Origin of the sequence: Aulosira sp. FACHB-615 (assembly GCF_014698045.1) — a bacterium.
Lineage (GTDB): Bacteria > Cyanobacteriota > Cyanobacteriia > Cyanobacteriales > Nostocaceae > Nostoc_B.
Genome location: NZ_JACJSE010000013.1, coordinates 65,866 through 91,157 on the forward strand (window position 1 = coordinate 65,866; position 25,292 = coordinate 91,157).

Annotated in this window: 17 protein-coding genes and 1 CRISPR repeat array; of the genes, 10 read left to right on the plus strand and 7 right to left on the minus strand. The window is 40.3% G+C overall.

Translation table 11 applies throughout. The features are described from left to right. Window positions 1-88 precede the first annotated feature (88 nt). The gene (gene bamE / locus H6G77_RS20405; RefSeq protein ID WP_190872576.1) at window positions 89-634 is read right to left on the minus strand and encodes an outer membrane protein assembly factor BamE; all 546 of its coding nucleotides are present in this window, start codon (window positions 632-634) and stop codon (window positions 89-91) included. 254 nt (window positions 635-888) lie between these two features. Between bamE and H6G77_RS20410 the strand changes: the two genes are divergently transcribed. Next, window positions 889-1,764 carry a DUF4231 domain-containing protein gene (locus H6G77_RS20410; RefSeq protein ID WP_190676032.1) on the plus strand — a complete coding sequence of 292 codons (876 nt, stop codon included), beginning with the start codon at window positions 889-891 and terminating at the stop codon, window positions 1,762-1,764. A 256-nt stretch (window positions 1,765-2,020) separates the two neighbouring features. Here the strand turns inward: H6G77_RS20410 and H6G77_RS20415 are convergent, their stop codons facing one another. Continuing rightward, complete coding sequence (locus H6G77_RS20415; RefSeq protein WP_190676034.1) at window positions 2,021-2,386, minus strand: DUF6636 domain-containing protein; 366 nt, start codon at window positions 2,384-2,386, stop codon at window positions 2,021-2,023. Window positions 2,387-2,946: 560 nt separating this feature from the next. Here H6G77_RS20415 and H6G77_RS20420 point away from each other — a divergent pair. The 7 genes from H6G77_RS20420 (at window position 2,947) to H6G77_RS20450 (ending at window position 16,415) form a co-directional block, all read left to right on the plus strand. Continuing rightward, a complete protein-coding gene (locus H6G77_RS20420) occupies window positions 2,947-5,202 on the plus strand; it encodes an ATP-binding protein (protein WP_190872577.1) in 2,256 nt (751 codons plus the stop codon). Window positions 5,203-5,246: 44 nt separating this feature from the next. Then, on the plus strand, window positions 5,247-5,696 hold the full coding sequence (locus H6G77_RS20425; protein ID WP_190588956.1) for a response regulator: 450 nt from the start codon (window positions 5,247-5,249) through the stop codon (window positions 5,694-5,696). A 247-nt stretch (window positions 5,697-5,943) separates the two neighbouring features. Continuing rightward, a complete protein-coding gene (locus tag H6G77_RS20430) occupies window positions 5,944-7,668 on the plus strand; it encodes an ATP-binding protein (protein ID WP_190872578.1) in 1,725 nt (574 codons plus the stop codon). Between the two features lie 110 nt (window positions 7,669-7,778). Then, window positions 7,779-10,021: a CRISPR direct-repeat array (repeat unit 37 nt; unit sequence GTTTCAATCCCTGATAGGGATTAAGTGAAATTTCAAT). Between the two features lie 797 nt (window positions 10,022-10,818). After that, the gene (locus H6G77_RS20435; RefSeq protein WP_190588952.1) at window positions 10,819-11,778 is read left to right on the plus strand and encodes an orange carotenoid-binding protein; all 960 of its coding nucleotides are present in this window, start codon (window positions 10,819-10,821) and stop codon (window positions 11,776-11,778) included. Window positions 11,779-11,905: 127 nt separating this feature from the next. Next, window positions 11,906-12,232 carry a hypothetical protein gene (locus H6G77_RS20440; RefSeq protein ID WP_190588950.1) on the plus strand — a complete coding sequence of 109 codons (327 nt, stop codon included), beginning with the start codon at window positions 11,906-11,908 and terminating at the stop codon, window positions 12,230-12,232. A 166-nt stretch (window positions 12,233-12,398) separates the two neighbouring features. Then, window positions 12,399-13,670, plus strand: a complete 1,272-nt coding sequence (locus H6G77_RS20445; protein WP_190872611.1) for a tetratricopeptide repeat protein — start codon at window positions 12,399-12,401, stop codon at window positions 13,668-13,670. Window positions 13,671-14,516: 846 nt separating this feature from the next. Next, complete coding sequence (locus H6G77_RS20450) at window positions 14,517-16,415, plus strand: EAL domain-containing protein (protein ID WP_242049266.1); 1,899 nt, start codon at window positions 14,517-14,519, stop codon at window positions 16,413-16,415. Between the two features lie 80 nt (window positions 16,416-16,495). On the opposite strand, the gene murF is transcribed toward H6G77_RS20450, so the two are convergent. Beyond that, complete coding sequence (murF, locus tag H6G77_RS20455; protein ID WP_190592334.1) at window positions 16,496-17,857, minus strand: UDP-N-acetylmuramoyl-tripeptide--D-alanyl-D-alanine ligase; 1,362 nt, start codon at window positions 17,855-17,857, stop codon at window positions 16,496-16,498. Between the two features lie 490 nt (window positions 17,858-18,347). Between murF and H6G77_RS20460 the strand changes: the two genes are divergently transcribed. After that, window positions 18,348-20,558: an HAD-IIB family hydrolase gene (locus H6G77_RS20460; protein ID WP_199331575.1), complete on the plus strand. Its 2,211-nt coding sequence runs from the start codon at window positions 18,348-18,350 to the stop codon at window positions 20,556-20,558. A 501-nt stretch (window positions 20,559-21,059) separates the two neighbouring features. Here H6G77_RS20460 and H6G77_RS20465 read toward each other — a convergent pair. Further along, complete coding sequence (locus tag H6G77_RS20465) at window positions 21,060-22,148, minus strand: alkene reductase (protein ID WP_190872579.1); 1,089 nt, start codon at window positions 22,146-22,148, stop codon at window positions 21,060-21,062. A 66-nt stretch (window positions 22,149-22,214) separates the two neighbouring features. On the opposite strand from H6G77_RS20465, the gene H6G77_RS36300 reads away from it, so the two are divergent. After that, entirely contained in the window at window positions 22,215-22,343 is a 129-nt protein-coding gene (locus tag H6G77_RS36300; RefSeq protein ID WP_277880616.1) for a hypothetical protein, read from the plus strand. 29 nt (window positions 22,344-22,372) lie between these two features. Here the strand turns inward: H6G77_RS36300 and H6G77_RS20470 are convergent, their stop codons facing one another. The 3 genes from H6G77_RS20470 to H6G77_RS36305 all read right to left on the minus strand — a co-directional run bounded on the left by H6G77_RS20470 (window position 22,373) and on the right by H6G77_RS36305 (window position 25,284). Further along, entirely contained in the window at window positions 22,373-22,942 is a 570-nt protein-coding gene (locus H6G77_RS20470) for an antibiotic biosynthesis monooxygenase (RefSeq protein ID WP_190592332.1), read from the minus strand. A 27-nt stretch (window positions 22,943-22,969) separates the two neighbouring features. Beyond that, window positions 22,970-24,601 carry an iron uptake porin gene (locus tag H6G77_RS20475; RefSeq protein WP_242049267.1) on the minus strand — a complete coding sequence of 544 codons (1,632 nt, stop codon included), beginning with the start codon at window positions 24,599-24,601 and terminating at the stop codon, window positions 22,970-22,972. 551 nt (window positions 24,602-25,152) lie between these two features. Beyond that, window positions 25,153-25,284: a hypothetical protein gene (locus tag H6G77_RS36305; RefSeq protein ID WP_277880618.1), complete on the minus strand. Its 132-nt coding sequence runs from the start codon at window positions 25,282-25,284 to the stop codon at window positions 25,153-25,155. Window positions 25,285-25,292: the final 8 nt, after the last annotated feature.

The following is a 25,292-nucleotide window of genomic DNA, read 5'->3' on the forward strand; positions in this document are numbered from 1 at the left end:
TTGTGGGATTTTCCCGTGATTAGCTGATTGGATATTGGCTCAAAAGCCTGCATTATTTATAGCAAACCTCTATCTCCACAGGTAAAAGTTAGAGTAGCTGTTCACTATACTGAATTTCTGTGACTTTGCCAGCTTCTATACGAAACGTCAATGCGGCGGCGCTATCTGGACTACCAACCCCATATACTAAAAAAGTGACGTTGCCTTCTTTCGATATATATGGCTTTCCGTAAGCCTTGATTACCTGAGATTGGGTATCACCAACTTTTACACCCGTAGGAGTGAGAAATTTAGAACTACGGGTAACAAAGTAATAAACAAAGAATAAGTTTTTCGGTTTGTTGACATAAGGAACTAAATATAAAGAAATATTAGGATATTGCAGGGTGCGAATATTGTCACCAACTCCAGGACTAAATTCGGTTTTAGTGCTGGTGGGTTTTCCTAAAATGCGGCGTACTTGTTGTTCCGACATTCCCGGACGAATTTTTCCCAGTCCAGCTTTCGCCACAGGGATAATTGCGCCTTGGGTTTGTGCTATTTGTGGAGACTGTGCCGAAATCAAGCCTTGGTTAGCTGTCAACGCCAGCGAAAATAAGCCAGTTAATGCGGTGATTAAAATAATTTTTTTCATTTGAGTATTCCACGTACATCTCTCAGCCAGATTTGACAAGTGTAATTGTACTGTTTGTCAGCAGGGATAACGGCTGTGTTATAACATACTAAATTCTGCCGCAGAAAGTGTTTTTAAGCACTTTGTTTGTATCCAGTCTAGAGAAAAATTTTCGCTGAAAGTCAAAATTTACAAGTATTTTCGGCTGTACGAGGATTTCTCTAGCTGATATAACAGTATTTGATTTTACAGGTTAATCCAGCGCATACACAATCATGATTACTTCCGACATTTCTAGCTTTGAACAGCAACCACAAAGAGAAAGTTCCCGCAGTTTAGATTTATCTCTCACAGCCAACAGGAAAAGTTTATTTATCTTAAAACTCTTGGAATATTTGTTGGCTGCTGCTTTTGTCTGCTGTGGTATTGTACTAACTGTTTATGCCAATAACGAAAATTTGGTCATTGTGGGAGCGATCGCTTTAACAATTTTGACTTTCTTATTTTTATTTAACAGGCAGTTATTTCAAGATTCACAAAATGTTGCCAACCGCAGTTATTTGACAAAAAAAGCCGAAATTTATAGTTATATGCTAAACAACAATAATTTGTTGTTGGAAAATAATCCAATTGTTCCGGCCAGAGAAAAAGCTTTACAGTATTGCCAGGATTTAATTGATGATTATAAAAAAGCTCGAAATCTTTCGAGAAATCTTTACTATGTTCTGCAAATATCTACGGTTATTTTATCAGGTGTGACTCCAATTTTAGTTTTGGTGGATAAACTCGAAGTTGGTCAAAATTGGCTGAAATGGCTCCCTGTAATTTGTCCAGCAGTTGCCTCAATAGTAGCTAGTATTGTCACCTCATTTCCTTTTCAAAAAAATTGGGTTGCAGCTAACACAACCTTAGAATTATTAGAGGCTGAACAAGAAAAATTTATTTTGGGTGTAACCCCAGCTTATCGCTGTTATGACGCATCTGATAGCAGTCAGCAGCAACAAAAAGCCAGCCAAGCAATTGAACAATTTATTGTGCAGGTGAATAATATTCATCTTCAACAAGTACAACAAGCTAGTGAAGTCCAACAGGAGAAAAAAGAGACAGAACAAACTAATACAAATAATTCTGAATCACGGGAGGATGGTTAATTCATATTTTGTTTAACTTGTTCACCTTACCTTATCTACAAGGTAAGGTGAGCAAGAATTACCGATAGCGGTAGTTCAGATATGTTATGAAAATTTGAAAGCTTGAATACCAGGAATAGTAAGACTTTTACTCCTGCCTCCTGCTATAAGTTGCGAATCGAATTCATTCAGCATTAAGCCCCGGCTTCTAGTTGTCGGGGCTTGTTTTAAGAGTAGTTGATGATGAAGCGATCGCACTCAACCCAATGCTGATATTTTAAAAGAATCTTTGTTTCTCTCGACTCAGTTCCCAGCCTCTTTGATCGCGATTCACGCAAGTTAAGCCTGTTCTTCTGGATGTGCAGACAATACCTTCATGACGTAATGTCTTACCATATTGCAAAACAGGGTTTTGGGGATTTACTGTTGTATCACCATAACAACCCCGATAACCACGACCCTGTGCATCCAGAATAAAAGCATGACCCCAGTCAAATTCACAGCTTCTGGGTTTGGGTGGAATTTTTGCAGTAATTTTTAAAATATCGCAACGAATATTTGCTTGTAGAATTGTACAGTGAATATTTCCAGTAGGTGTTTGAAATGACGTTTCTGCTTGAGCGATCGCAGGCAAAGATATCATGGAAACTAAACTGGTTGTCAAAATAGTCAAAAAATTCCTACACTTCATACTAAATACCTTGTTGGAAATAAAAAGTTTTTGATAGCAAATTAGTCTTTTCCAGGCTAGTGCAACTTTCTCTAAATGCACACATCCCTTTTTTTGATTTGCCGCATCAATTATAGCGTCAATATTAATACAAGCAACTACTTAAGCAGCTACAGTACAAATAAAATAAACAAACTTTATAATTCCTACTAATACTTGCTTTGACGGTTTGAGAAAAATTCAAGTTCCAGCGAGATTAAAAACAAGTGTAACTTTTATGTCCTAAATTTTTAGTGACTAAAAATCATCTATAGGACTCATATTTGATTTGGGAAAAAAATCAGTACACTCAGATCAAGCTTCTTTCCTACTCCTTATTCCCTACCTACACAAATAAATTCAGAAATCAAACCGGATTGCTATAGATGTCAGCAATTCATAAGTTTCTATCAATCTGGAGCAAGAGCAAGGCAGAATAATTCCTATCTGCAATTTAGTGCATTGTCATCAGTTAAACTTTATCTATCCACACCATGAGTCCTGAAGACATCACTACTCAACCTGCTTCTGAGAACAGCCATGACCAACCGATTCATCTTTCTGGGTCGATACAGCCGCATGGTTTACTATTGGCTTTGAATACTGAATTAGCAATTTGGCAAGTCAGCAACAACACCGCCACTTATCTAGACAAACAACCCCAAGATTTACTCGGTCAACCACTGAGTTGTTTACTGGCGACTCCCCAGATAACAGCCATTAAACAATGCTTAGAGAAAAAAATTGGGACTTTTACGATTTTGAAAATACCAATTACCACTGGTAATCAAGTACGCTACTTTGATGGGATTGCTCACCGAACAACCAATGCGGTAATTTTGGAACTAGAACCAAAAAACAGTGATGAAGATATAAGTTTTTTAGGTTTTCATACTTTCGTGAGTGAAGCGATCGCACATTTGCAACACACCACAAATTTAGCAGAATTTCTGCATTTAGTCGCCACCGAATATCGCCAAATCACCGCTTTTGACCGCGTGATGATCTATCAATTTGATGAACAAGGCGCAGGTTCAGTAGTTGCAGAAGCTAAACGAGAAGATTTATCACCTTATTTGGGACTTCACTTTCCCGCTACAGATATTCCCACACCAGTCAGACAGCTATACACCCAATGTCTACAGCGATTTATCCCCGATTTTACCGCCCAATCTGTACAGTTAATTTCCCAAGATGCAGCTACACCCCTTGATTTAACTTGGTCGGTATTGCGGAGTGTAGATCCATGCTGTATTACCTATCATCAAAATATGGGCGTATCTACTATTTTGGTGATTGCTTTAATTAAAAATCAACAGTTGTGGGGGTTAATTTCCTGTCATCATCAAACACCAAAATATCTCACTTACGAAGTGCGGAAAATCTGCGAATTTCTTGGTCAAATTGTCTCCTCAGAGTTAGGACATAAAGTTATTCACTCTGAATTAGACTACGAAGTGAGGCTGAAATCCCTCCAAGCTGAATTTGTTGAGTTAATTTCCCAAGCCGATAATTTTATTGATGCTTTAATTAAACCGCAACCAAGTTTACTTGCCCTTGTTAGTGCCACCGGGGCGGCTGTATGTTTAGACAATGAAATTACACTGGTGGGTGCAACGCCAGAAATAGAAAAGGTACGGAAATTAATTACTTGGGTAGATAATCACGTTAGTGAACGCATATTTGCTACTAATTCTCTGCCGAAACTTTACCCAGAAGCGGTTCAATTTAAAAATACTGCCAGTGGGTTGCTGTTGTTACGTATTTCTCAAGTCCAGCGTTACTATATTTTGTGGTTTCGTCCCGAAGTCGTGCAGACTATTAATTGGGCAGGCAATCCCAATGAATCAATCCAGACAAATACAGATGGTAGCATTACTCTGTGTCCGCGCACATCCTTTGAAAAGTGGCAAGAAATCGTCCAGTTAACATCTCTACCTTGGAAACAGTGTGAGATTGATAATGCTTGGGCTTTGAAGGGGGCAATTGTGGGTATTGTTCTTTCTAAAGCGGAAGAATTAGCCAAAATCAACCAAGAGTTAGAACGCAGTAACCGCGAACTTGCTTCTTTTGCTTATGCAGCGTCTCATGATTTGAAAGAACCTTTGCGCGGCATTTATAATTTCTCGACAATTTTAATCGAAGATTATGCCGACATCTTAGATGCAGATGGCATTGACTACTTACAGACTGTCCTTGCTTTGTCTGTGCGGATGGAAACGCTAATTAATTCGCTGCTGCGCCTCTCGCAATTAGGGCAAACAGAATTACATCTCCAACTAACTGATTTTAATGAACTGCTAAACCAAGTAATTGATGTCATTCAAGCCAGCCGTCAAGAAGCACAACTGAATATTGACATTCCTCGACCTTTACCAGCAGTTCAGTGTGACCCGGTATTAGTCCATGAAGTTTTTACTAATTTAATAATTAATGCTTTGAAATATAACGATAAACCAGAACCATTGATTGAAATTGGCTTTATTACTCAGCAAGAATCAGATAAACTCCAAAAATTCACTTTATTTCCCGTTTTTTACGTCAAAGATAACGGAATTGGTATTCAACCCCATCATTACCAAACCATCTTTCGTCTATTTAAGCGGCTGCACTCGCAAGAAAAGTATGGCGGCGGTACAGGTGCAGGACTCGCCATTTCTAAAAAAATTGTTGAGTTACACGGCGGTCAGATTTGGGTGGAATCTAGTATGGGCAATGGTTCCACGTTTTATTTCACGTTGCGGCAATAGTTTAAGATATTTGAAAAATTTTGTTACATTTTTTAAAATCTCTGATGACAAAAAAACTTAACAAACCTCTGTTGGTTGTTGAGGATAGCAATGAAGACTTTAAAATGTTGCAACGCCTAATGCGGCGGTTGGCTGTCCAGAACCCTATATATAGATGTACAAACGGGGATGAGGTTTTGGACTTCCTTTATCAAGAAGAGGATTCCCAAAACCCGAACACCATACCGAAGCCTTCGGTGATTTTGCTTGACCTGAATTTACCTGGGATTGATGGCCGTGACATCCTAGAACGGCTCAAGCAAGATATCAGTTTAAAGAAAATCCCCATTGTGGTATTCACCACGTCATCTAACCCCAAAGACATTGAATTTTGCTACCAAAAAGGTGCCAATGGCTATCTAGTCAAGCCGATGGATGCTCAAGAACTGCAAAAGACAGTCCAAGCATTTGTTGAGTATTGGTTGGAGAGGAATACAGTACCGCCTGCGGATTAGAGGTTCCGGCAAAGCCGGAGAAGTCAAAAGTAAAAAATCAAAAGTCAAAAGTATTCTTGATTTTTGACTTTTACTTTTGCCTTTTGACTTACCGCTACGTGGTTGGGGCAGAAGGCAGGAGTTTATTTCTAGCCCCTAACCCCTTAAACTTAAGATTTAATTTATATTTTTGTAATAGTTAGTTAATATTGCTGTCATTTGTGGGATGCTAAGTCAAGGAGTGTAAATATTCTCCCTAATTCTTAATATGCCGGACACCTGGACGCTACTCATCATTGATGATTGTGCCGAGGATCGGAAAGTTTATCGTCGGTACTTATTAAAAGATCCCCAAAATTCATATCAGATATTCGAGGCTGACTCTGCGGAAGAAGGGTTGGCGTTATGCCAAGCAATTCACTGTGATGTGATTTTGCTGGATTTTTGCTTGCCAGATATGAGTGGCTTAGATTTGTTAGAACGCTTGCAAAAGTGTCGAAGTGAAACACCTGCTTCTATTATTATGTTGACTGGGCGTGGTGATGAAGCGGTTGCGGTGCAGGCAATGAAGCGTGGTGCTGATGATTATTTAGTGAAAAAGCACCTCCAGTTAGATGTTTTACAATTAGCAGTGCGTAATGCTATTAAGCAATCTTGTCTGAAAGTTAAACTCAGTCAAACGCAAGAAAGACAGCGTTTAATTGCGACGACAGCACTGAGGATTCGTCAGTCTTTAAATGTCGAAGAAATTTTGCATACGGCTGTAGTGGAAGTACAGCAACTTTTGAAGTGCGATCGCGTGATTATTTATCAGTTTACCTCTGATATGGGTGGCAAGATAGTTGCCTCCTCTGGAGAAATTGAACAAGTATATGATCAGATTTCCGATGTTTACCATCAACCAGAAACTCACTTTGTCACCACACAAGAAGCACATAGTACAAATGTACGCAGGCAAAAAAGTTTAGTTGTTGCCTACAGTAACCTCGGTGAAAATCATCAATGGCGACACAGACGCAGAATTTCTCGTGTTTATGAAGCAAGTTTGAGTCATTTTTGCTTTCACAAAAAAGAGCAATTAAATACTCAGGCTAATTTAGTAGTTCCAATTAATGTTAGTCATAATAGCCACCCCAATCCGAAACTTTGGGGTTTTTTAATTGCTCAACCTAGTTCTGAAGATAAGCTATGGCCTGCTGATGAAGTGGAAATTCTCAACCAAGTATCGGTGCAGTTGGCAATAGCAATTCAGCAAGCAGAACTATTAGAAATGACTCAAGCTGCACTTGTCAAAGAAAAGGAACTCAATAATTTTAAATCGCAAATTGTCACTACAGTTTCTCACGAATACCGCACACCTTTAGCTTCAATTTTGGCGGCTGCATCAACAATTAAACAGCACGGCGAACAGTTAGGTGATGCGAAAAAAAATCGCTTTTTGCAGATTATTGAGCAGAAAGCAAGACACATGTCTAAACTTGTGGATGATATGCTTTTGGTTCATCAATTAGAATTGGATAAAACTAAATTTAAACCACAGCCTTTAGATATATTCCAGTTTATTTCTGAGTTAATTGCTGAACAACAAGAAATATTAGATAATCGCCATGAAATCATTTTACAAGTGACAGGCAATTATCAAAACTTTTGGGGCGATCGCGGACTTTTGCGCCAAATATTTTTAAACTTATTATCTAATGCCATCAAGTATTCTCCTGATGGTGGTAATGTTATCGTTTATCTCAATGGTAAAGAATCAGAAATATTTATCGAAATTCAAGACGAAGGCATTGGTATTCCTCTCGTAGATCAAGAAAATCTGTTTAAATCTTTTAGTCGGGGTAGTAATGTTGACACCATACAAGGAACAGGTTTGGGTTTAGTAATTACTAAAGCTTGTGTAGAGTTACATGGTGGGAATATTAGTTTATCTAGTCAAGAGGAAAAGGGAACTAAAGTTACAATTAGATTGCCAAAAAGATACACTCATTAAACACCTATAGCAATCCTAAATAAGTCGTGAAAAACATAGATATGGAAACGAACCGCCAAGAACGCAAAGGACGCAAAGGTAAGAAATAAGAAAAAGATATAGAAATTTTACCAATGATTTAGGACAGGGATTAAGTGAAATTTCAACTTAAACGGGCAAAGGCTAAAAAAGCTTAGTCAACACGTTTCAATCCCTGATAGGGATTAAGTGAAATTTCAATTTGCCCAAGTCCAAAGAATCGAGCAAGCCTTTCGACCAGTGTTTCAATCCCTGATAGGGATTAAGTGAAATTTCAATGTGGTAAATCAGTTGTGCGAGTTGGTAAGCAGCCAGGTTTCAATCCCTGATAGGGATTAAGTGAAATTTCAATGCCACAAATCAGAACGCCGGATGAACCGAGTATCACCCTGTTTCAATCCCTGATAGGGATTAAGTGAAATTTCAATTTATAGCGGACTACTTGATGTGGGGATTGTTTCACCTGTTTCAATCCCTGATAGGGATTAAGTGAAATTTCAATTTCATCAAACACTCCTTACCATAAAGGTTAAAGATGTTTCAATCCCTGATAGGGATTAAGTGAAATTTCAATTTTTAGCACTATCTACTAATTTAGAGATAGCAGTTGTTTCAATCCCTGATAGGGATTAAGTGAAATTTCAATTTGGTGGATTCTTTGCATTATTAGCGGGTGCAATACTAGTTTCAATCCCTGATAGGGATTAAGTGAAATTTCAATTCTGGAGCCTGTACTTGAGCATCAAAAATCGGATCTGGTGTTTCAATCCCTGATAGGGATTAAGTGAAATTTCAATTAAAATGTCTGTTGAGGCGGGACATTTTATTGGTTTCAATCCCTGATAGGGATTAAGTGAAATTTCAATTTGGCTCACCCCAGAAGAATGTTTGCGTTACGCTCCTGTTTCAATCCCTGATAGGGATTAAGTGAAATTTCAATTTTGGGTATATCCCATTCTTTGGGCAATATCTTCTGAGTTTCAATCCCTGATAGGGATTAAGTGAAATTTCAATTCAGTTCGCTGTCTGCGACAGAGTTGATATATTTCCGGTGCGTTTCAATCCCTGATAGGGATTAAGTGAAATTTCAATACTGGGAAGCCTACTTGTAGGTTACAGATATTTAGTTTCAATCCCTGATAGGGATTAAGTGAAATTTCAATTTGGTCTGAAGAGGCGGCGGAGTTGTTCGATTTTATCGGTTTCAATCCCTGATAGGGATTAAGTGAAATTTCAATCTTTTGGGAAGAGTCGCGCCATCACAGCCTTGTTTCAATCCCTGATAGGGATTAAGTGAAATTTCAATCCCTTCAAATTTAAGTTCACCGTTCGGTTCTCTTGTGGTTTCAATCCCTGATAGGGATTAAGTGAAATTTCAATGGTATCAGAGAGGAACTTGACCAAAATTTAAAAAGTGTTTCAATCCCTGATAGGGATTAAGTGAAATTTCAATTCCTTAGTCGGAAAAGGGAAGTATCTACCATAGACAGTTTCAATCCCTGATAGGGATTAAGTGAAATTTCAATTCTTACCCTGGGTTTTGTATCTTCCCAGTATTTAGTTTCAATCCCTGATAGGGATTAAGTGAAATTTCAATTTGGATGGTACAGCGATACCTCCATTTAAGCCACCCTGGTTTCAATCCCTGATAGGGATTAAGTGAAATTTCAATTTGATTTAGGTGATATTGTCAATAATGGTATTGACTCTGTTTCAATCCCTGATAGGGATTAAGTGAAATTTCAATACTACGAAATTGTTGACCTACCCAATCCAGCCGGACACCGCTCGTTTCAATCCCTGATAGGGATTAAGTGAAATTTCAATAAAAATTTAGAAATCATCCCAATCGGAGACGAGTTGTTTCAATCCCTGATAGGGATTAAGTGAAATTTCAATTTTTCTCCAGGGCGAACTTCTGCATCCCCTATTGTGAAGTTTCAATCCCTGATAGGGATTAAGTGAAATTTCAATCAACTAATAAAACATTAATCCCTATCGTTTCTTTTGTTTCAATCCCTGATAGGGATTAAGTGAAATTTCAATTCCTGCTGGTGACTTTTTATTTGTCACCAGCATTTCAGTTTCAATCCCTGATAGGGATTAAGTGAAATTTCAATTTTTCACCCGGAAAGGACGGGTTACTCTATCATGTTTCAATCCCTGATAGGGATTAAGTGAAATTTCAATTAACTTTCATACCACATGGATAACTCAGCAAAGAAGTTTCAATCCCTGATAGGGATTAAGTGAAATTTCAATTCTGCAACAGGTTCAACTTCAATCGTCCCTGCTAACGTTTCAATCCCTGATAGGGATTAAGTGAAATTTCAATGGCGGGGGCTGGAAAATCAGTCTGTATTTGGTTTTCAATGTTCAGCTTTGCGGATGGGTTGATTATAACACTAGTAAATGTCAGTTGATTTATAGTGAATCGCTGAAACCTGGACAGCGTAAGGTGCGCGGATGATTTTAATTTAATTTTTCTCGAAAAGCTTATGTGGAAAGCCATACAAGGATTTTGTCTCAAGCTTGATTTTCTACACCCACCCATCCGCGCATTTTTAGGTGCTAGGAACATAACAGAGACAAGGTAGACAAGGAGGACAGGGTAGACAAGGTAGCGCGATGTTTGTAATTTATGTATTATTGCTGTATTGCTTATCCATGTTGGGTTTCACTTCGTTACACCCAACCTACTTTTACTTTTACTAGCTTTAAATATTGCCTCAGAAACACCTATTTTATCAGCGTTTATCTGCGTCCATCTGCGGTTAATTTTTCTATGTATTCCATAGCTATGAGCCTGGGATTTTAATTCTAGGCGGGATTTACCTGAATTTCTCACAAGATAGAAATCCAGGGGTGTGCAAGGAGTAGGAGGATAGTGAAGAAATCTTTCCCCCACACTTCCCACACTCCCCACACTTCCCACCCATCCGTGAGAAATTCGGGTTTAGCTCTTTTGCCTTTCTCCACCAGACTGGAGGTGTATTTTGCAATGCCATTAAAATTTGTGAATATTTATTAACTTTTGTGATATTTTTGTAACAGGTCGCTAAAACTTGAACGTTCAAACGCTCTTGCCTGCGTCCTTTAGTTGTAAATACGATTAAGGTTAAGTGTGTAAATATGGCAATTACAATTGACTCGGCTCGCGGTATTTTCCCAGAAACCTTATCTGCTGATGCAGTACCAGCGACCATTGCTAGATTTAAGCAACTCAGTGCGGAAGATCAGCTGGCTTGGACTTGGTTTGCTTATTTAGAAATGGGTAAAACAATTACGGTTGCTGCTCCAGGCGCTGCTCGGATGCAGTTTGCTGAAGCAACTCTCGATCAAATTCGGAAAATGACTTTTACTGAGCAAAGTCAGGTAATGTGCGATCTCGCCAACAATGCTGATACACCTATTTGTCGTACCTATGCTACTTGGTCAGCAAACATCAAACTAGGGTTCTGGTATCAACTTGGGGTATGGATGGATCAAGGTATTGTTGCGCCAATTCCTGCTGGTTATCAGCTTTCTGCCAATGCTTCAGCAGTACTGCAAGCAGTTAGAGAACTAGATCAGGGACAACAAATTACTGTTCTACGCAACTCTGTAGTTGATATGGGATTTGACCCCAACAAGTTGGGTGACTATACAAGAGTTTCTGAACCTGTTGTTGCACCAAAGGATGTGTCGCAACGTACTAAAGTCACTATTGAAGGCATTACAAATGAAACAGTGCTGAGTTATATGGACAATCTTAATGCCAATGATTTTGGGGCATTAATTGATTTGTTCGCGCCTGATGCAGCTTTGCAACCTCCTTTCCAAAGACCAATTGTTGGTAGAGATGCGATTCTGCGATTTTTCAACGAAGAATGTCAAAACCTCAGATTGCTTCCAGAAAGAGGCGTTTCTGAACCAGCAGAAGAAGGTTACACCCAAATCAAAGTTACAGGTAAAGTCCAAACCCCTTGGTTTGGTGCTAGTGTCGGGATGAATATGGCTTGGAGATTTTTAATTAATCCTAAAGGTAAAATTTTCTTTGTAGCAATTGATTTGCTGGCATCTCCTAAAGAACTATTAAATTTAGTTCGCTAGAAGAATTACCAGCTAATAACTATACCTTGAATGATTGTGTGGGCGCTCTCTAGTCAAGGGCGCTCATATTTTTGGCAGCAAATGACCCATTGATAAAATAATTAACGCATAAACTTTAAGGTTCGGAATGCAAGTGAGTGAGATTGAATGGTCTAAGACCGAGGAAGAAATAGCTAAACAAGCTTTTGAAAAAGCATATAAACGCGAAATTGAGGCTGTGATCCAAGAAGTTCAGCAAAGATCCAGTATGATGACACAGGCTGATGAGATGTGGCAGTTACATGATTTCTTAAGTGCTAGAAGGCATGAAATAGATGGTAAATATGACTACAGATATTCAGTTCTGATCTTTGTCTTTGCTAGGTTGATCAAAGAGGGCTGGCTACATCTTGATGAACTACAAGGACTGGAAAAGGATAAGTTGACCAAAGTAGCCGTTATGACTCGTATGTAAAAAGTGAATCAGCTTCACACTTGATAGCAGCAGATAGGCAGAGATGTTTTCTGCTGCATTTCTTTTGTAACAACACTTTGTTGACATCCTCACCGCAGCTTTTAATATGGTGCAAGATAGGAGTTACGGTGAGCAGATTGCAACATACACTTATAAATTACTGATTATGAATCATCACGAACTCTATTTTCAGGGGCTAGAAAAGGCCAAGCAAAAAGATTATGCTGGGGCGATCGCAGATTTTAGTGAAGTTATCCAAGTTGCGCCATTCGATACTGAGGCTTATCTGCACAGAGGTTTGGCATATTATGATTCAGGACAAATTCTGCCGGCAGTTTCCGATTATACCGAAGCTTTAAAAATAGACTCGAAATTTGTAGAAGCTTACTACAGTCGTGCATTGGCGCGGTTAGCCTTGAAAAATTTACCTGGGGCGTTGGATGATGTGGAACAGGCGATTCATCTGCGGGGAAATTATGCAGCCGCATATAGTTTGCGGGGAATAGTCCAACGCAAGCAAGGGTTAATTACTAATGCGATCGCTAGTTTTAAACAAGCGGCAGAATTATACTTAGAGCAAAAAGATAAGGAAAATTGTCGTCTGTGTCTGGAAAAAATTAAACAGCTACAACCGCCAGCAAAACCAGCAGTAAAACCCCAAAATTCTGTAACTGCGCCAATTATCTCTACGAAAGATTATTTTACCCAACTCTTAGACAAAGCTGAACAAGGAGATACCAAAGCAGCGATCGCAGATTTAAACTGGGTATTGCAAGCTGATCCTCAAGATGCTCAGGCTTATTGCTGTCGGGGTGTGGTGTGGTGCAAAATGGGTAGTTATCGTGAGGCGATCGCAGATTTTAACCAAGCACTGTTACTCAAGTTTCAAGATGCGATTGTTTATCGTAACCGAGGTAAAGCCCGTGCTTTGTTGGGAGATCATCAAGGTGCGATCGCAGATTTTAACCAAGCACTAAAAATGCAGCCCGAAGATGCTTTGATATATGTTGCCAGAGGTAATGTTTATCGCGCAATGGGTAATTATTTAGGCGCAATTCAAGATTATAGCCAAGCTTTGCAAATTAACTCTGATGATGCCCAAGCTTACTATAATCGCGGCATTGCTTATACATTACTTGAAGAAATGCAAAGTGCTGTTGCCGATTATCAACGCGCCGCGAGTATTTTTTGTGAACAAGAAGATTGGGATAATTATCAACAAGTTTTAGATAGTCTGCAAAAAATTCAAACAGCTTATCCAGAGTCTAATAAACAAAAATATAACTTACTCAGACAAAAACTTTTACGCTTGGTTGGCGGTTATTGGGAAATTGCTCAACGCTTAATTGACCAAAAACAAGATGATTATCCTGGCAGATCAGATGAGTGGTATTTGCAAAGAGTGATTGAAGATTTAGAAGGCGATCGCGGTAGATAATCGCCAAGATTAATATTCAAAATTCCACCAATTGGTTGATTAATATTTCAGAATATTAGATTATCAAGAGACAGAATATCAGGAGTTATGTCTAAATACCTGTTGAATAATACTTGATTTTCAAGAACATGTAGATCAGAATAAAAATAACTCTCATAAAGAGTAAGCGATCTTGGTGACAACCTAACCTTATCCAATGTCCTTAGTCCGCATTCGCGGACTTTTTTTTGCATAAAATTTTCTTGTTAATTATGTCCGAAAAATAGTTTTATAACCTTGATTTATCGACTCAAATTAGAAATAATAAAAATGCCAGATGGAGTATTTCTTGCCCATACAAGTAAAAATTAGCCCTTATATTTAGTCCGCATTAGCGGACTTTTTTTATTCAAGTTTATAGCAGAAAAATTTATCAAATAAAGTAGCGGTGATAAAGAGTTCTGAGTTAAAAGTGCTGAGTGCTGAGTTAAAAGACCGCCCACAATTCATCGTGGTATTTACCATAGTGCCAAAGTGCTAAGTACTTTTTTCTTACTCAGCACTCAGCACTGACAATGATAAATAAATCTTGTAGAGATGTTGTGTATAAAATCTCCATAACAACTTTATCAAGAAGCAGTATTAACCAAAAATTAGTGTGAATTTCAAGATTGCATACTTTCATATATGTGGTTTTTATGCCAAACTAGCATGTAACATGATATTTGCTGGTTAAATTAACTATGACTATTCATCATGTTCAATTTTGTTTCCAGTCTTCCTCACTCAACCCTGTATTCCAGTCTGATTCACAAAAAAACGAGTATTGCAGTCATTGTGATTAGCTGTTTAGTTCTTATTGGCTGCATGAAAGATATTGAAGTGCTGAAAAGCGTTATACCAGGATGGATAGCCATGAAAGCTAACACTGCTATTGGTTTGATAAATGCACATTTTTATCAATTTAGCTCATTCACATCAATAGCAATACATACAGAAATTGCATTTATATTACTAATCCTTGGCATTTTGTTTGCCTGTCTAGAGCGTGGGTTAATGATGATAGTCACGAGTCAAAGCGCAGGCGGAATCATGGCGAGGAATTTATTACCAGCAGTAATTGTGTTTTCGCCGGTTATTTTCTGGCTAGTTTTGTTTGGGTATCGAATGGAGATTTATACTGCGGAATTTGGACTGTGTATTTTAAGTATTTTGAATATGATTACGTTTGCCGTGTTGATTTGGCGCAATGCCCGATCGCTCAACATTATTGATCATCAACGCAGGCGATCGCAAGTTGCCCTCAAAAAAACCAATGAAGAATTAGAAACAAGAGTTACCCACCGCACAAACGAGTTATTAAAAGCTTTAGAACAATTACAACAAGAAATTGCCGAACGTCAAATTACTGAACAAGCTTTGTTTGCGGAAAAAGAACTGGCTTTCGTGACATTATCTTGGCAAGCCAGCCACGATAGCTTAACAGGACTAGTCAACAGACGCGAGTTTGAACACCGCCTCACCCAAGCGGTGAACAACGCCCAAACTGGCAAAGAACAACATATATTGTGTTATCTAGATTTAGACCAATTCAAAATTGTCAATGATACTTGCGGTCATGCGGCTGGAGATGAACTATTATGTGAAGTTGCCCATTTGTTTCAAACCTATATACGTTCTTGCGATACCTTGGCACGTTTAGGCGGAGATGAATTTGGCATTATTTTCCACAACTGTTCTCTTGAAGCCGCAGTATTGATTACAAATACCATCAGAGAAAAAACCCAAAAATTTCGCTTTGTTTGGCAACAAGATAAAGTTTTTAATCTCAGCATCAGCATTGGCTTAGTTGCCCTAAATCACGATACACCAAATATGAATCGCGCTTTGAGTGCGGCTGATGCAGCTTGTTATGTTGCTAAAAACCAAGGACGTAATCGTGTCCATATTTACCAAGCTGATGATTTGGATTTAGTCAGACAATATGGTGAAATGCAATGGGTAAGCAAAATCACACAAGCACTAGAAGATAATCGCTTCCGGCTTTATTATCAATCGATTGTTCCCGTAACAAACAGCAACTCAGAAACAACACATTACGAAATTCTTTTACGACTAGTTGATGAAACAGGTAAGTTAGTTTTACCAATGGCGTTTATTCCGGCTGCTGAACGCTATAATCTGATGCAAACTATAGACCGTTGGGTAATTCACACATTTTTTACCCATTTAGCGCAGTGTGTAGATTTTCAAAAAAATCATTGTCCTGGATTTAAAAATTCGCGGGGCTGTTTATATACTATTAATTTGTCTGGTGCGAGTATCAACGATGACCAATTTATTGATTTTGTGTGTGACCAGTTTACATTACACCAAATTCCCCCAGAAGTAATTTGCTTTGAAATTACCGAAACCGTCGCTATCAAAAACTTAGGTAAAGCGGCTGGATTTATTCGCGCACTTAAAGAATTTGGTTGCTGCTTTGCCTTAGATGATTTTGGCAGTGGAATGTCTTCTTTTGCTTATCTCAAAAATTTACCAGTTGATTACTTAAAAATAGATGGTAGTTTTGTCAAGCATATTGTAGAAGAACCAATTGATTTAGCAATGGTCGATGCGATTAATAAAATTGGTCAAGTTATGGGTATTCAAACTATTGCTGAGTTTGTGGAAAATAACGAAATTTTAAAAGTAATTCAAAACCTTGGGGTAAATTATGCCCAAGGTTATGGGGTGGCGCGACCAGTTCCGTTTTTGTTGAACTAAATTTGAGAGATTGACAGGTTACAGGTTACAGGCTGGAGGTTAGTACTTGTACTCAGCACTCAGCACTCAGCACTTTCAACTCAGCACTTTGCAGCAAATTCTGTTCGCAGTTGATTAACAACCCGGTCTAAGCCGACCGAATGGGCGGCTTTAAATAAAATCCGATCGCCTGGTTGAATGAAAGTCTTGAGCCGTGCGACTAAATCGCTGTGAGTAGTAAAGCACTCGGCAGGAATACCCTCGGCACTGTGGGCTATTTCTGCCGCATCTTGCCCATCTACCAACACTAGTAAACCGTCTAAATGCAAGTTACGGACTGTTTCACCGACTTTTTGGTGTAATTGTGGCGATCGCTCTCCCAATTCTTTCATCGCACCTAATACGGCAATTTTGCGATTTCCGGGAGTGTCTGCCAATAATTGCAACGCTGCTAACATTGCTTCTGGTGCAGCATTATAAGTCTCATCTAAGATTACAACATCATTGGGCAGAGCATAACGTTGCGATCGCCCGGTCGGCATATCCACCGCCACGCCTTCTGTTAAAGTAGACCAATCAATCCCCAACACCTTAGCTACAGCCAAAGCTGCTAAAAAATTCGTCGCATTATGACGACCCACTAAAGGCAGAGGTAATTTTATCCCAGCGACTTCTATAGTTTCAGTATCAATCAATTTACCGTGAATATCGCCGCCCGATAAACCGTAAGTTAAAACTTCACCCGACCAGACTTTTTTGGCTGTGGCAATTAATAAAGGACTGTCGTAATTTAAAATTGCCACGCTATCTTTTGGCATTTCGGCGAGTAATTCACATTTTGCCTGGGCGATCGCTACTTCTGATCCCAATAACTCAATATGGGCTGTGCCAACATTAGTAATTACCCCAATCGTTGGTCTAGCAATATGGGTGAGTTCGGCAATTTGCCCTCTACCCCGCATCGCCATTTCAATCACAGCATAATCATGTTCGCCATTTAATTCTAAGAGAGTTTTCGGTACACCAATTTCATTATTAAAATTGCCGAAGGTTTTATGTACTTTGCCTTGGGTAGATAAAACAGCCGTGATTAATTCTTTGGTTGTCGTTTTACCCACAGAACCCGTTACCCCAATCACTGGGATTTCAAAGCGATCGCGCCACCATCGACCAATTTGTTGATAAGCTGCTAAGGTGTTTTTGACTTTTAAAACTGGAAATTCCAAATTTTCGTAGTCAAAATCGACAATTGCGGCTAATGCGCCTTTGGCGATCGCAGTGGGGATAAAATCATGACCATCAAACTTTTCACCCCGTAAAGCCAGAAATACTTCTTTTGGTTGAAGAATTCGAGTATCTGTTTGGACACCAATACTAACTTGAGTTAACGCCGTCTCTGATAAATTAGCAGATTGAGCCGAAATCACTTGTAACAGTTGGGATAAGGTAGAAGACCAAGACATAGAGCTTTTGGGATGATTTTTATAAAAAATGATTATCTATTTTCTGCACTAAATCGTCCATAAAGGAGACGAATATAAAATTATCTCATCGTATAATCTTGATGAACAAAAAACCAAGTACCACGCTTTTTTTCACCAGCAATTTTTAGCGATGATTCAAGGAGTGATTTATTTTACGAAATAAAAATCCAGTTTGTCGATTTAAAAATGACAAAGCATACATCATAGCCGAATTTTGTCATCATCCATCCTCAAATTCCAATTTTTTGACCATTAATTGGCATTTTTGCCAAGGCAAAAACACACAAAATACCTTGGTTTTCGCAGTTAGTTGTTTAATGATTTAGTCCATAGTCAGGAAAAATAAGTATCAAACATTTGAGTAAGGCTACCGAATGATCGATGTTTTGTCTTTAACTCTCCCAACAAATTAAAAATTCATCAGGCGAACTATAGCATTACCTATCTACAATCAACCACAGAGGAAGACATGATATCACATAGTTCAGGGTTGTATATTCTACTAGTCAGTGTTCACGGCTTGATTAGGGGAGAAAATCTCGAATTAGGCAGAGATGCTGACACCGGTGGACAAACAAAGTATGTAGTTGAACTTGCCTGTACCTTAGCCAAACATCCCCAAGTAGAAAGAGTTGACTTGGTAACACGTTTAATCGATGACCCTAAAATCAGTTCCGACTACGCCAAGCCTGTAGAAATTCTCTCAGACAAAGCCCAAATTATTCGCCTCGCTTGTGGGCCACGTCGCTACCTCCGCAAAGAAGTTCTCTGGCCGCATTTAGATACATTTGCCGATGAATTACTCAGACATATCCGCAAAGTTGGCAGGATTCCCAACGTCATTCACACTCACTACGCCGATGCAGGATATGTTGGTTGTCGAGTGGCTGGTTGGTTGGGAACGCCACTAGTACACACAGGTCATTCCCTGGGACGAGTCAAACAGCAACGATTACTCGAACAAGGAACCAAACTCGAAGCCATTGAAGACCACTTTCATATTAGTACCCGCATTGAAGCCGAAGAAATTACCCTTGGTGGTGCAGCCTTAGTGATTGCAAGTACAAGTCAAGAAATTGAGGAACAGTACAGTATTTACGACCGCTATCAACCAGAAAGAATGGTGGTCATCCCGCCAGGAGTAACCTTAGAGAAATTTTATCCCGCCCCCGCAGATTGGCCAAAACCCCCCATTTACAAGCAATTACAGCGATTCCTCAAAGAACCAGAAAAGCCGATGATTACGGCCATTTCTCGGCCAGCAATTCGCAAAAACGTTGGTCGGCTAATCAAAGCCTTTGGGGAAGATCCCAAACTACGTGAGTTGGCTAATCTCGTCATTGTTCTAGGACAGCGAGAAGACATTTCAACTATGGAATCTGGGCCACGTCAGGTATTTTCCGAAATCTTTCAATTAATCGATCGCTATGATCTGTATGGCCATGTAGCCTATCCCAAACACCATGTTTCTGATGATGTCCCAGATTTATATCGCTTGACCGCAAAAACTGGTGGAGTATTTATTAATCCTGCACTCACAGAACCATTTGGATTGACTTTAATTGAAGCTACAGCTTGCGGTGTGCCAATTATTGCCACCTGTGACGGTGGGCCGAGGGATATTATTGGCGCTTGTCAAAATGGTTTATTGATTGATCCGCTAAATATCCAAGACATTCAAAAAGCCTTGCATCAAGCTTTAACAAATACCGCCCAATGGCAAGACTGGTCTAGCAATGGCTTGGTGAATGTGCGTCAATCTTTCTCTTGGGAAAGTCATGTACAACAATATTTAGAGAAAGTCCGACTATTTCCCCAACAGAAAGTGCAGTCTTTACTGTCGCCGGTGCGAGAATTTCCCACAAGCGATCGCCCACAATGGAAAATCCCCGATACAAACCATCTCCCAACCGCCGATCGCTTTCTCGTTACCGAAATTGACAATACCTTATTAGGCGATCAAGAAGCCCTGCACAAATTAATTCACCGCATTCGTGCTGAAGGACATACCACTGGTGTCGGCATTGCTACTGGACGTAACCTCCGCAGTACCTTAAATATGTTGGAAGAATGGGAATTTCCCATGCCAGATTTGCTGATTACTTCCGCAGGTAGTGAAATTTACTATGGCCCCAAAATCGTGACAGATACCAGTTGGGAGAAACACATCAGCTACAATTGGCAACCTGCGGCAATTCGAGAAGCCATGAAAGATATCCCTGGACTGGAATTACAGCCACCAGATACCCAAGGTAAGTTTAAAATTAGCTACTTTGTTGATGCTGATAAAGCGCCACATTTCCGCGAAATTATCCGCCATCTACGCCAGCAACAACTCCCCGTCAAAGGCATTTTTAGTCACAATATGTATCTTGACTTATTGCCATTCCGCGCTTCTAAGGGAGATGCACTGCGCTATGTTGCTTTGAAATGGGGATTACCAGTGAAACAGTTCTTAGTCGCAGGTGCATCTGGTAATGATGAATCGATGCTAACTGGCAATACTTTGGCAGTCGTCGTCGGGAACTACAGCAAAGAAATTCACAAGTTACGCGGCTATCCTCAAATTTACTTTGCTCAAGGCCGCTATGCTTGGGGAATTTTAGAAGCCTTAGATCACTACGACTTTTTTGGTAATTTGTCTGTAATCCAGCCAGAACCAGAAATGGTAGCAGTGTAATTTATGAGTTTCCCGTGTATGTAGAGGGTAATACCATGTTGAATTTTGGATGGCGACAGGGTTGATTAATCAACTTCTTTGCACTCCGCTTGGTACAACTTTTTACTTTTTTACATACGCGGGATGCTTTATCGCGTCACTCTACAAATTCATCCGCGTTTATCTGTCTTGAAAAGTTTGCTCAAGTCGGCAGAGCCGCCCACGCAACTTTTCGCTGCGTCCATCTGCGGTTAATTTTATTTTTTCTGTATCTCACGCGATGTGCAACTTATTCTTGAAACCCCTCTCCAAACCTCTCCCCGTCGGCGTTAGCCTGCCGTTAGGCAAGCGGAGAGAGGCTTTGAATCTTGCTCCCCTTCCCTTGTAGGGAAGGGGTTGGGGGTTAGGTTTGAGAGAAAGTTGCACACGGCGTTATCTCACTCCAAGAACAGCTATTTTGCACGGATCACGCTAGTAGATTTTTATAGTGCTGAGTACTTTTTTATGACTCAGCACTCAGCACTAAGAGGGTAAAAAAGGATAGTCTGTGTAACCTTTTTCATCACCACCATAGTAGGTATTACGATCGCCTTGATTGAGGGGTGCATCTAACTGAAAACGTTTGGGTAAGTCGGGATTGGCGAGAAATAATGCACCAAAGGAAATTAAGTCTGCATTGTCATTAGCGATCGCAGCATTACCTTTTTGTTTATCGTAACCACCATTGGCTATCAACACCCCAGGATATAAAGGGCGAAATTCTGCAACGGGAATTGGTTTACCGCCGTGGCGAATATCGGCAGGTGTGGGTTCCATCAAGTGCAGATATCCTAAGTTAAAGTTCTTGAGGGCAGCGATCGCATAGCTGAATGTTGATTTTGGATCAGAATCATGGATATCGTTAAATGTGTTGCTGGGTGATAGTTTCACTCCTACCCGCGCTGAACCCCAAACGCTACATACTGCTTCTGTGATTTCCAACAGAAACCGCGCCCGATTTTCAATGGAACCACCATAGCGATCGCTGCGTTGATTAGCACCATCTTGTAAAAACTGATCAATTAGATACCCAAAGGCTCCGTGAATTTCCACACCATCAAAACCAGCTTCTAGGGCATTCTTCGCGCCTTGACGGAATTGATCAACCACACCAGGAATTTCATCTAAATCCAAGGAGCGAGGTGTAACAAAGGGTTGATCACCAGTATAAGTCATAGCTTTACCAGCAGGTGCGATCGCAGATGGCGCTACAGGTAATCCGCCATCTGCTTGTAAAGAAGGGTGAGAAATGCGTCCTGTATGCCATAGTTGCAAAAAGATTCTCCCACCTGCACTATGTACTGCTCTTGTTACCCCTTGCCAACCTGTAATTTGTGCTTGAGAGTGAATTCCTGGTGTAGCTGGATAACCCAAAGCTTGGGGTGATACTTGCGAACCTTCGGTGACAATCAACCCAGCCGTGGCACGTTGAGCGTAGTATGTAGCATTTAGCAGTGTGGGTGCATTGCCTTCCCCAGCCCGATTGCGCGTCATGGGAGCCATAACAATTCGGTTGGGTAATGTGTAATCACCTAGCTGGATGGGTGAGAATAAATCTTGATGGTTAGTCATTTGTTCTGCGTCCTTTGTGATTGTTTGTAGAAGTCAGTCCCAATGAAACTTATTTCATAGCCAAGCATGAAAGAGCAGCTAGTATTTTTACTCAGCACTTTTAACTCAGCACGGGCTAAACGCCCCGCTACCGCTAAAAGCACTTTCAAGTCAGGAGGGAAAAGTCTGACTATACCTGGGATTGGTGCTTTTTAAACTTTCTCTTCTATGTTTCGACTGCTGTACTACTTCTTACTCTTAGATGGATAAAGCCAACCTTTAAATAAACGAGTTACCTGGGGCATAATCACCCAAGTCATCAAGGGCATCATGATGCTAATGTTCACTAGACTAGCTATCCAAACCGGTAGCCCACTAGTAATTGGTCGGAGAAAATTCGGCAGAATCGAAATCACAGGATAAAGACCGACTGCGCTGACGATCGCAGTTTTCCATTTAGGGGGCGGTGAGGCGTTGGGGATTTCTGGGAGAGCAAACCAAGCTTCTAAGCTATTGACGCGCATCACCTTGGCTCCATCTACTGTGAGAGCTTCGGCGCGAGCAATCCAACCTTGACAAATTACCGATTCTTCCCACTCTTGTAAATGTTTAGCGGTGTCAAACCGCAAAATTAACTGCCACTCGCCTTTTTTCGTGAGGGGAAATAACACATCACTCCCCATATAGCCGGGAAAGGTGCTGGCTGCGAGAATCACACCTTTGGTTGCTTCCTCAAAAGCTTCTTCTAATCCTGGTTTGACACGCCGAGCGATCGCAATTACACCAGGCGATGGATATTGACATGGTACTTTCATAGGCTGTATTTGTCATCAAGAAAAAGGTTAAAACGATAAAACCATTCGCATAGTGCCGCTAATAATTGTGCCGTTGGCATCTTGATTGGCGGGGTTGGTAATGACTTGGATTAAGGGAGTGATGCGGATTCGCTCTGTGAGGGGGAAATTATAAAAGGCTTCAAAATTAGTTTGAGTCGCATTACCCACAGCATTTTCAATTAATGGCTGACCGATCGCAATGCCAGCTATGGCTCGGTTCACGAATAAATTAGGAAAAGCCAACCCTGCCATCCAATAATTTGGGTGAATATCGCCGACAGTGGTATTACTGTAAGAACTGTAGCCATATCGACCAAATACACCCAAGCGATTACTCAATGCCCAGTCAAAATTGACTCCGAAAGCAGCAAAATCACTGCCAAAAATTCTGCCCCCGCCATATTGCAGACGTAGCGCCCAACTCTGACTCGGTGAATATTCTAATTCGATGATTCCCTGGTAAGGATCGCCAAATAAACCGCCTGTCGCACCACCACCCCCAACGGGAAACAGGCGAATGTCTTGTGGTCTACCACCGCCAAACAATTGGGCATTCTCTGGTAGGGTATTGTTAGCATCGCCAGCTAGGTAAACTCCGCGTAAATGTAAAGCTCCTGCACCTGGATTCCATTCCAGAGACGCACCTGCTCCTCTGGCTCTGGGAAACAGTACATAGTTATTCACTAAGGCTTGAGTAGAAAAATCCAGAAAACTCAGGTTGGCATAGCGATTTTTATCAACAAAATCGGGGGCGGTAATTGATGGCCCCAAGGTTAAACTCAAGTCTTGAGCCAGGGGGAAAGTGTAATAAAGACGCGCTAGGCTGATTTGGTTATTTCTACCAGGGATGGAGAACTCTAGAGTACTTCCTAAATTTGGTTCTAAAAAACCTGCTGTGTTGTCATCAGCACTACCGCTACCAGTTACTAACCGCACTTGTAATAAGTCCTTACCTGTAAAACTGGTGTTGAAATTGAGGCTAACTCGGTAGATTATGGTGGCATTTGGTTGATTTTCGGTAATTACAGCACCTCTAGGGGCAATGATGCGATCGCTTGTATATCCGCCTGCATTCCCAGCGATGATGACTTGCGTTGATAGTTTTGTGGTTGTAGAAAACTGCTGGGATGCTAATACAGTTGTTTGCGCTTCTAATTGCTCAACTTGCGATCGCAAGGTGGTTAATTCTGCCGCAAATTCTGTTTGGAGTTTTTGTAATAATGTCAAGTCTTCTGGGGAAACGGTATCACCCGCCGCGATGAGTTGATGAATTTGTGTGAGGGCAAGATTTAAACCCGCAACGAATTCATATCGACTCATCGCCCGATTACCTCGATATGTTCCATCAGGATAACCAGAAATGATGCCATATTTTTCAACGAGCGATCGCAGTGCCACAAAAGCCCAGTCTGTAGGTTGTACATCGGCGAATTGGCTAACAGTCGGGACTTGCTCTAAAATATTCGGCTCTGAGAAATTCTCAATATCAGATGCTTCTATAGGCGGTAAGGCAGAGGAAATGGTTACATTAGCCATCACAGTCATGCTGCTGACTAGTAACAACGTCATAAGTTTGAGCATTGCAGAATTAGCACGACGTGATCTCAATAAAACTGGCGCAGAACCAACGGATTTCAAATTGCTATTACTTTATAAAATCGGCTAACATTTGTCCCTAGTCCAAAGTTGAAGTTTTACATAGACCACAAGGTGAGTTGATGACTAACTCAGAGATGGGGATATGACCTTAACTTTTGGCTAGTGGAAAAAGGCAAAAGTAAAAAGAAAGAATATAGGACTTACGCAAGAACCCTCTCAAATCCTCTTAAGTAGTTAAACATAATTAATTACACAAAGTCATTGCGAATGGAGCGAAGCGAAATGAAGCAATCGCAAGGGCTGGGATTGCTTCGCTTCGCTCGCAATGACTGTAATTAATTTTGCGTGGTTACTTAACTTCGTGTCCTTTGCGCTCTTTGCGGTACCCTGCGGGAAGCCGCTTGCGCGTCTACGTTTTTTCATGATTTTACGTAAGTCCTGGAATAGTGATACCAGAAGCTTTTTAGCAATTTCTTATGGTCTGGTTATTTACGCCAGCCTGTACTAGTGGAAAAGGTATGAAGTATAAATAAGGTGTTTCAGTGGTGTTTGGCTGTTTTTTACTTCTGAATCAACTGCCTAAGATTTAGCTATAGCAATCCTAAATGAGTCATGAAAAACATAGATATGGAAACGAACCGCCAAGAACGCCAAGGACGCAAAGGTAAGAAAGAAGAAAAAGGTTCTTGTACAAGAAAATTAGATATCCGCTCGGTGTTCATTCTGACTC